Raw genomic sequence first — 7,336 nt, 5'->3', positions numbered from 1 at the left:
CCCTCGGGCGAACCTCCTCAATCAGAGGTTCCCAGATCGCCCATGTCTCGTCCGTAAAGGTGCCTGTTCTGTCTCCTTCTTCCATCCCTACAATATGGGAAGAAATTCAAGATCTAACAGGCCCTAACGTATCTCCATTCCACCATTTCGACACGGAACCAGCGCGTCAGGGTGCCGGAAATTCCCATGCATCTGGATGCGCTGCTGGTGGACCAGCCGCTGTCGGGTGGTCTGGAGCCGAAGCTCGGCGATGCTTATCTGAAAACCCTGACCATTACCGGTTTCCCGTCACGGACCTTCCCCGGAATCCTGGATGACCTGAACCGGCTGGCGATGCCGTATCGCTGGTCCACTCGTGCCATCCTGCTCGACAAGACCGACGCCACAAAGGTGCTGACGAAAATCCGTCGCCAGTGGTTCGCAAAGCGCAAGAGCATTACGGCGATTGTTCGGGAGGTGATGACCAACGAGGCGTCGGTTCTCGTGGATAACGACGCCGCCAACAAGGCGGCGGATGCGGACCTTGCCTTGCAGTCCCTCGGTGCTGATGACGTCGGGCAGGCCTACATCACCGCCACGGTAACAGTCTGGGATGGTTCCGCTTCCATCGCTACAGAAAAGCTCCGTTTGGTCGAAAAGATCATCCAGGGCCGCGATTTCACCTGCATGGCGGAAAGCCTCAATGCGGTGGAAGCGTGGCTGGGTTCTTTGCCCGGTCATGTCTACGCCAATGTGCGCCAGCCACCTGTCTCGACGTTGAATCTTGCGCATATGATCCCGCTTTCCGCCGTGTGGGCGGGACCGGAGCAGGATGGGCATTTCAAGGCGGCACCTCTGTTCTACGGCAAAACGGCCGGTGCCACACCGTTTCGTTTCAGCCTCCACGTTGGTGATGTGGGTCACACGCTGATTGCAGGCCCGACAGGGGCCGGAAAGTCGGTGCTGCTGGCGCTGATGGCGCTCCAGTTCCGCCGCTATACAGGATCGCAGGTGTTCGCTTTCGATTTCGGTGGTTCGATGCGGGCCGCGACGCTGGCGATGGGCGGGGACTGGCACGATCTCGGCGGTGGCCTGACGGATGATGACGGCCACCCCGCCGTTTCGCTCCAGCCGCTGGCAGGGATTGATGAGCCCGATGAACGCAAATGGGCTACCGAATGGCTGGGGCAGATCCTTGTCGGCGAGGGGGTGACGCTGACGCCGGACGTCAAAGCCCATCTCTGGTCGGCCCTGAATTCCCTCGCGTCATCGCCCGACCATGAACGCACGATCTCCGGTCTGGTGGCACTCCTCCAGTCCAACGTCCTGAAGCAGGCCCTGGCGCCCTACTGCCTTGGTGGTCCCTATGGCCGCCTGCTCGATGCAGACGCCGAGCGGCTGGGTGAAGCCGACGTGGTGGTGTTCGAGACCGAAGGTCTGATCGGTTCTGGCGCAGCCTCTTCCGTGTTGTCCTACCTGTTCCATCGCATCGAAGGCCGTCTGGATGGTCGCCCAACGCTGCTGGTCATCGACGAGGGCTGGCTGGTGCTGGATGACGGGGATTTCGCCGGCCAGCTACGGGAGTGGCTGAAAACCCTGCGCAAGAAGAATGCGTCGGTGATTTTCGCGACCCAATCCCTGTCCGACATCGCCAACAGTCCGATCGCGCCAGCAGTGGTGGAAAGCTGCCCGACGCGGATCTTCCTGCCGAACGAGCGGGCGATCGAGCCGCAGATCGCCACGATCTATCGGGATTTCGGGCTGAACGAGCGGCAGATCGCCATCATCGCCCGTGCGGCCTCGAAGCGGGAGTATTACTGTCAGGCCCAGCGTGGCAACCGTCTGTTCGAACTGGGGCTCGGGCCGGTAGCACTCGCCCTGTGCGCGGCATCCGGCAAGGACGACCACAAGCTGATCGACGCGGTGCTGGCGGAGCATGGACGGAATGGTTTTCTCCCCGCGTGGTTCGAGGCGCGTGGCGTCATGTGGGCGGCAGATCTGTTGCGCGATGATCGTGGACCAGAGGGCGTGCCATGATTGAAAAATCTTTCCGGCTTTGGGCTGAATTTTTCGGTCGTGCGAGCGAAAAACATTTCCGACGAGGTGTCCTTTTTACCTCTGCAATGCTGGCGGTTGGCGGGACATTCTCTCCCTTGCATCCGGCCCATGCCCAGTGGGCGGTGTATGACGGTGCAAACCACGTCGAGAACGTGCTGATCGCGGCCCGGACCCTCCAGCAGATCGACAACCAGATCACGTCCCTCGCCAATCAGGCGCAGATGCTGGTCAACCAGGGGCGCAATCTCGCGAGCCTGCCACTTTCGACATTGTCGACCCTGCAATCAACGATTTCGCAGACGACGGCACTGCTCGCGCAGGCGCAGAACATCGCCTACAGCGTGCAGTCGGTCGAGCAGCAGTATCAGCAGGCGTACACGTCCGTCTCGGCCGGCATGTCTGACGGCGCCCTGTTCAGCCAGGCACAGACGCGGTGGCAGAATTCCGTCGGCGGGTTTGAGGACGCCCTGAAATTGCAGGCGCGGGTGGTAGGAAACATCCCGAGCGATAGTTCGGCCATGACGCAACTGGTTTCCGCCAGCCAGACTTCCACCGGGGCGTTACAGGCCGCGCAGGCGGGCAATCAGCTTCTGGCCCTGCAATCCCGGCAACTGTCCGACATCCAGGCGGAACTGGCCGCGAACGGGCGTGCCATGGCCCTGCAACAGTCGCGCGATGCCGCGACAGAAGCAGAAAGTGACGCGCAGTATCAGCATTTCTCGCAGCATGACGCCTACGTGCCGGGCACGGTGTCCATGTTCGGCGGCAGTGGGAACTGACGGTCATGGCCACGAACGATGTCGGTGTTATCGACACTTTCCTCAATACCTTCACGACCACGATCGACAGTGGCTTCGGCCTTCTGAAAGGAAATGTCATCTCACTGGCGGGGTCATTATCCGTGCTGGACGTCGCCCTTGCCGGACTGTTCTGGGCCTGGGCGGCTGATGAGGACATCATCCAGCGTCTGGTGAAGAAGACGCTGTATATCGGGTTCTTCGCGTTCCTGATCAACAATTTCGACCATCTTGCGAAGGTGGTGTTCGACAGTTTCGCCGCCATGGGTCTCAGGGCCGGTGGCGGAAGTCTGCCACTTTCGGATTTCCTCCATCCCGGCCGACTGGCCGCGACGGGGTTCGATGCGGCCCAGCCGCTGCTGGAGTCCGTTCATAATCTTCTCGGCCCTGTCGCATTTTTCAAAAACTTCATCCAGATTTTTGTGCTGTGCCTGTCCTGGTTGATCGTGCTGGCAGCGTTCTTCATCCTGGCCGTGCAGCTTTTCGTGGCCCTGATCGAGTTCAAGTTGACCAGCCTCGCTGGTTTCGTGCTGATCCCGTTCGCCCTGTTCAACCGGACGGCGTTTCTGGCCGAGAAGGTGCTGGGCAATGTTGTGTCGTCGGGCGTGAAGGTGATGGTGCTGGCGGTGATCTCCGCCATCGCGTCCGTCCTGTTCCGGCAGTTCAACACCTCCTATGGCGACGCGGTTCCCACGATTGGCCAGGCGGTCTCGGTCGTGCTGGCGTCGGTGTCGATCGTCGGTCTGTCCATCTATGGCGGCAGCATCGCCAACGGGCTGATCTCCGGTGCCCCCCAGCTTGGGGCTGGCGCGGCCGTAGGGACCGGCATGGCCGTCGGTGCCATGGGCGCTGCGGCTGTTGCGGGTGTCGGGGCTGTCGCATCCGGTGGCGCCGCAGCCCTCGGCGCCACGGCTGCCGCCGCACGGGGAGGGGCCGCGATCGCCGGGGCCGCCACGTCCGCCTATTCGGCGGGAGCCGCAGGCGCGTCTGGCGGCGCGGGCAGCATGGCCGCCGGGATCGGAGGCATGGGCCGGGCCGTCGGCGGGAACGTCGCGAATGCCGTCAAAGGGGCGGCATCACGTGCCGGTTCATCCCTCAAAGAAAGCTACGCCGCCGGTGGACGCTGGGCCGCGCGCGGGATGGGCGGTGGAGAGGGTGACGAAACCGGTGGCAGCGGGCCGTCTCCATCGGGTGGGGGTGGTCCAGCTGGTGGCGGCGGCCCCTCGGGAGGTGGCCCTGCCGGTGATGGTCCATCTGGTGGAGATGGTGGCGGTTCTGGTGAACCGCCCCGCTGGGCTCAGAAGATGAAGCGTCGCAATGCCGCAACCCATGCCGCCGAGGCCGCCCACATCATCCGCTCGGCCGACGGCGGCAGTGGCTCGGCGTCCATTGATCTCTCGGAAAAGGAATGAGGACGATGTTCCGTCGCTCCACCACCCGCTACGGGACCACGCCCGAACCCGTGACGCCCTATCAGAAAGCAGCGCAGGTTTGGGACGAACGGATCGGTTCCGCCCGCGTCCAGGCAAGAAACTGGCGGCTGATGACGTTCGGATCGCTCTTTCTCTCGGCAGGGCTCGGGGCCGGGCTGGTCTGGCAGTCCGCGCGCGGCACCATCACGCCGTGGGTGGTGCAGGTGGACCGGCTGGGGCAGACGCAGGTCGTGGCCCCCGCGACAGCGGGCTATATGCCCGCCGATCCGCAGATCGCCTGGTATCTGGCGCAGTTCGTCCACGACGTGCGCGCCCTGTCGTCGGACCCTGTGGTAGTCCGGCAGAACTGGCTGCGGTCCTATGATTTCACCACCACGTCGGGCGCGCAGGCGCTGAACGATTATGCCCGCCTCAACGATCCGTTCTCGCGGATCGGGCACGAGCAGGTCGAGGTGGATATCGCCTCGGTGATCCGGGCCTCGCCCGGCAGCTTTCGTGTGGCCTGGAGCGAGCGCCATTACCGCGACGGCGCTTTTGTTGGCACCGAGCGCTGGACCGCCATCGTCTCGGTCGTCCTGCGCACACCGCGTGACGCCGATCATCTGCGGAAAAATCCTCTGGGTATCTACGTCTCCGCCATCAACTGGTCGAAGGAGCTGGGCCAATGATCCGTCGTGCTCTTCGTTTCCTCCCGCTGTTTGTCCTGCCTCTTGCAGGCTGCGCGCAGCATTACCACCCGCCGATCATCCGCTACGATGATGCCGCTCAGGCCCTGCGCCAGCCCGATCCGCCGAAGCCGGTGCAGGTCGTGGAGGTTCCAAAAATCCTTCCCCTGCCGGGCCAGCTCAAGCCGCTGCCGCCACGACGCACGGCCCATCCGGTGCCCGAAGTCGCCGACCCGACCGTGCGCGTGACGCAGGCCAATCTGGCGGCGCGTATCCAGCCGACGCGGGCCGGTTATGTGAACGCGGTGCAGGTCTATCCCTATTCTGCCGGCGCGCTCTATCAGGTCTATGCCTCGCCCGGTGAGATCACCGATATCATGCTCCAGCAGGGTGAAAAGCTGGTCGGCACCGGGCCGGTGGCCGCTGGCGATACCGTGCGCTGGATCATCGGCGATACCGAGAGCGGGGCGGGGGCCACGAAGCGCATCCATATCCTGGTCAAGCCGACCCGGCCGGACCTGGCTACCAACCTGATCGTCAATACGGATCGGCGCACCTATCTCGCCGAACTGCGCTCCACGCCGGTGACGTATATGGCGTCGGTATCGTGGGACTATCCCGAGGATGATTTGATCGCCCTGCACCGGCAAAACGATGCGGCCGATGACATTGCTCCTGTGGACGTGGGTTTGGATCTCGACGCGCTGAATTTCCGTTACGCCATCCAGCCGGTGAAAGGCGCCACACCGCCCTGGTTACCCAGCCGGGCTTTCGATAATGGGCATAAGGTCTATATCGCTTTCCCATCCGGGATCGGGCAGGGGGAACTGCCCCCGCTCTTTGTGCTGGGGGCCGATGGTGGGCCGGAACTGGTCAATTACCGGGTGCGGCAGAACTGGATGATCGTGGATCGCCTGTTTGCCGCCGCCGAACTGCGGCTGGGCGACAAGCATTCCGAGCAACGGGTGCGCATCGTCCGTACCGACGGACGGCGGACATGACCGGGCAGGCGCCGACAGTGGGCGAAAATCCCGCAGGTGCTGCAACGCCGCCGCCCGATCTGCGTCTGCGGGCCGATCGGCCGCGCGTGGTGCGTCTGTCGCGCACCGTGGTCTGGTCGCTGGGCGGGGTCGGCATGGTCGCGGTGGCCTTCGCGCTGGGTTACGCCCTTCAGGCCAGCCATAGGCCGCCGTCCACGTCGGCCACACAGGATACCGATGTCCGTCCCTCGGCCGACGGGCTGGCGGGGCTGCCCTCCGATTATATCGGCAAGGACGTGCCGAAACTCGGGCCAGCGTTGCCCGGTGATCTCGGGCGCGCCATCCTGCATGCGCAAGGGCAGGGGAAGGCGGCCTCCGGTACCGAAGACCACCGCGCCGCGCAGGAGGCCGAGGCGGCGATCGCCAGCCGGCTGTTCGTGCAGACGGGGGAGCGCGACCGTGCCAGTGACCAGGCGATGCCACCCGTGCCGGGCGCTCCTGCCTCTCAGGGGCGGGCGTCCACCACGGACGGACCACAGGCTGGAAACATTGCCTTCCTGGAAGGGCAGCCGGATCGCGCGACAACCAGCCCCGATCGCATCATGCCGCTGGTCTCGCCCTACGTTCTCCAGGCGGGCACGGCGATCGCTGGCGCGCTGAACACGAAAATCAGCTCTGACCTACCGGGCCAGATCGTGGGCCATGTGACCCAGAACGTCTATGACAGCCCGACCGGGCGCTTCCTGCTGATCCCACAGGGCAGCCTGCTGTTCGGGGCCTATAACAGCAGCGTCTCCTTCGGGCAGCAGCGCACCCAGATTATCTGGACCCGGCTGATTTTCCCGAATGGCGAAAGCCTGGTGCTGGAAAAGCTGCCCGGCGGCGACGCCATTGGCCAGTCCGGCCTGTCCGACGAGGTGAACAGTCACTGGGGGCAGTTGTTCAAAGCCGCCCTGGCCACGACCCTGCTCAGCGTGGGCTCCGAAGCCGGGACGTCATGGAACGAGAACAACCTGATGCAGGCGATCCGTTCTGGCGCCAGCAACGGGTTTTCCATGGTCGGTAACCGGCTGATCGATCGCAGTCTGAACGTCCAGCCCACCCTGACCGATCGGCCGGGGCTGCCCTTTACCGTTCTGGTCGGGCACGACCTGCTACTCAAACCCTACCGGGATCAAGGACATATACGATGACGGACCTGAAAATCCGGGAACTTCCCGATGAGAAACCGGTCAGAATGACCGTGGCGCTACCCGCCGACCTCCATCGTGACCTGCTTGCCTATGCGGCACTTCTTTCCGGCAACGATGGGGCGATGGACCCGGCCCGGCTGGTCGCGCCCATGCTTCGGCAGTTCATGATGTCGGACAAGGGATTCGCCAGGGCGCGGAGGCAGGCAAAAGCAGCATCGTCGGAAAAGTAGC

General features: G+C 63.9%; 6 protein-coding genes and 1 pseudogene. All 7 read left to right on the top strand.

Annotated elements, in window-relative coordinates:
• Window positions 1–117: 117 nt before the first annotated feature.
• Window positions 118–2,016, top strand: a pseudogene (gene trbE, locus HNW77_RS13990) (conjugal transfer protein TrbE); the annotation flags it as partial.
• Entirely contained in the window at window positions 2,013–2,816 is an 804-nt protein-coding gene (gene trbJ, locus HNW77_RS13985; protein WP_039998460.1) for a P-type conjugative transfer protein TrbJ, read from the top strand. The pseudogene trbE and the gene trbJ, both read left to right, overlap by 4 nt.
• Before the next feature lie 5 nt (window positions 2,817–2,821).
• Window positions 2,822–4,246, top strand: a complete 1,425-nt coding sequence (gene trbL / locus HNW77_RS13980) for a P-type conjugative transfer protein TrbL (RefSeq protein WP_007396826.1) — start codon at window positions 2,822–2,824, stop codon at window positions 4,244–4,246.
• A gap of 5 nt (window positions 4,247–4,251) precedes the next feature.
• The gene (trbF, locus tag HNW77_RS13975) at window positions 4,252–4,935 is read left to right on the top strand and encodes a conjugal transfer protein TrbF (RefSeq protein ID WP_007396825.1); all 684 of its coding nucleotides are present in this window, start codon (window positions 4,252–4,254) and stop codon (window positions 4,933–4,935) included.
• Window positions 4,932–5,933 (top strand): P-type conjugative transfer protein TrbG, encoded by a 1,002-nt coding sequence (gene trbG / locus HNW77_RS13970; RefSeq protein ID WP_007396824.1) that lies wholly within the window; start codon window positions 4,932–4,934, stop codon window positions 5,931–5,933. Before trbF ends, trbG begins: the two co-directional genes overlap by 4 nt.
• Window positions 5,930–7,105, top strand: a complete 1,176-nt coding sequence (locus tag HNW77_RS13965; protein ID WP_039998459.1) for a TrbI/VirB10 family protein — start codon at window positions 5,930–5,932, stop codon at window positions 7,103–7,105. Before trbG ends, HNW77_RS13965 begins: the two co-directional genes overlap by 4 nt.
• Complete coding sequence (locus HNW77_RS13960) at window positions 7,102–7,335, top strand: DUF2274 domain-containing protein (RefSeq protein ID WP_007396822.1); 234 nt, start codon at window positions 7,102–7,104, stop codon at window positions 7,333–7,335. Before HNW77_RS13965 ends, HNW77_RS13960 begins: the two co-directional genes overlap by 4 nt.
• Window position 7,336: the final 1 nt, after the last annotated feature.

The organism is Komagataeibacter melomenusus, assembly GCF_013155395.1.
Taxonomy (GTDB): Bacteria; Pseudomonadota; Alphaproteobacteria; order Acetobacterales; family Acetobacteraceae; genus Komagataeibacter; species Komagataeibacter melomenusus.
This window is presented reverse-complemented; position numbering and strand designations above follow the sequence as displayed.

What these genes read in the sequence shown, in the direction of transcription:
- HNW77_RS13965 (WP_039998459.1), top strand. Translation starts at nt 5,930, where the DNA reads ATGACCGGGCAGGCGCCGACAGTGGGCGAAAATCCCGCAGGTGCTGCA.
- trbF (WP_007396825.1), top strand. Translation starts at nt 4,252, where the DNA reads ATGTTCCGTCGCTCCACCACCCGCTACGGGACCACGCCCGAACCCGTG.
- HNW77_RS13960 (WP_007396822.1), top strand. Translation starts at nt 7,102, where the DNA reads ATGACGGACCTGAAAATCCGGGAACTTCCCGATGAGAAACCGGTCAGA.
- trbG (WP_007396824.1), top strand. Translation starts at nt 4,932, where the DNA reads ATGATCCGTCGTGCTCTTCGTTTCCTCCCGCTGTTTGTCCTGCCTCTT.
- trbL (WP_007396826.1), top strand. Translation starts at nt 2,822, where the DNA reads ATGGCCACGAACGATGTCGGTGTTATCGACACTTTCCTCAATACCTTC.
- trbJ (WP_039998460.1), top strand. Translation starts at nt 2,013, where the DNA reads ATGATTGAAAAATCTTTCCGGCTTTGGGCTGAATTTTTCGGTCGTGCG.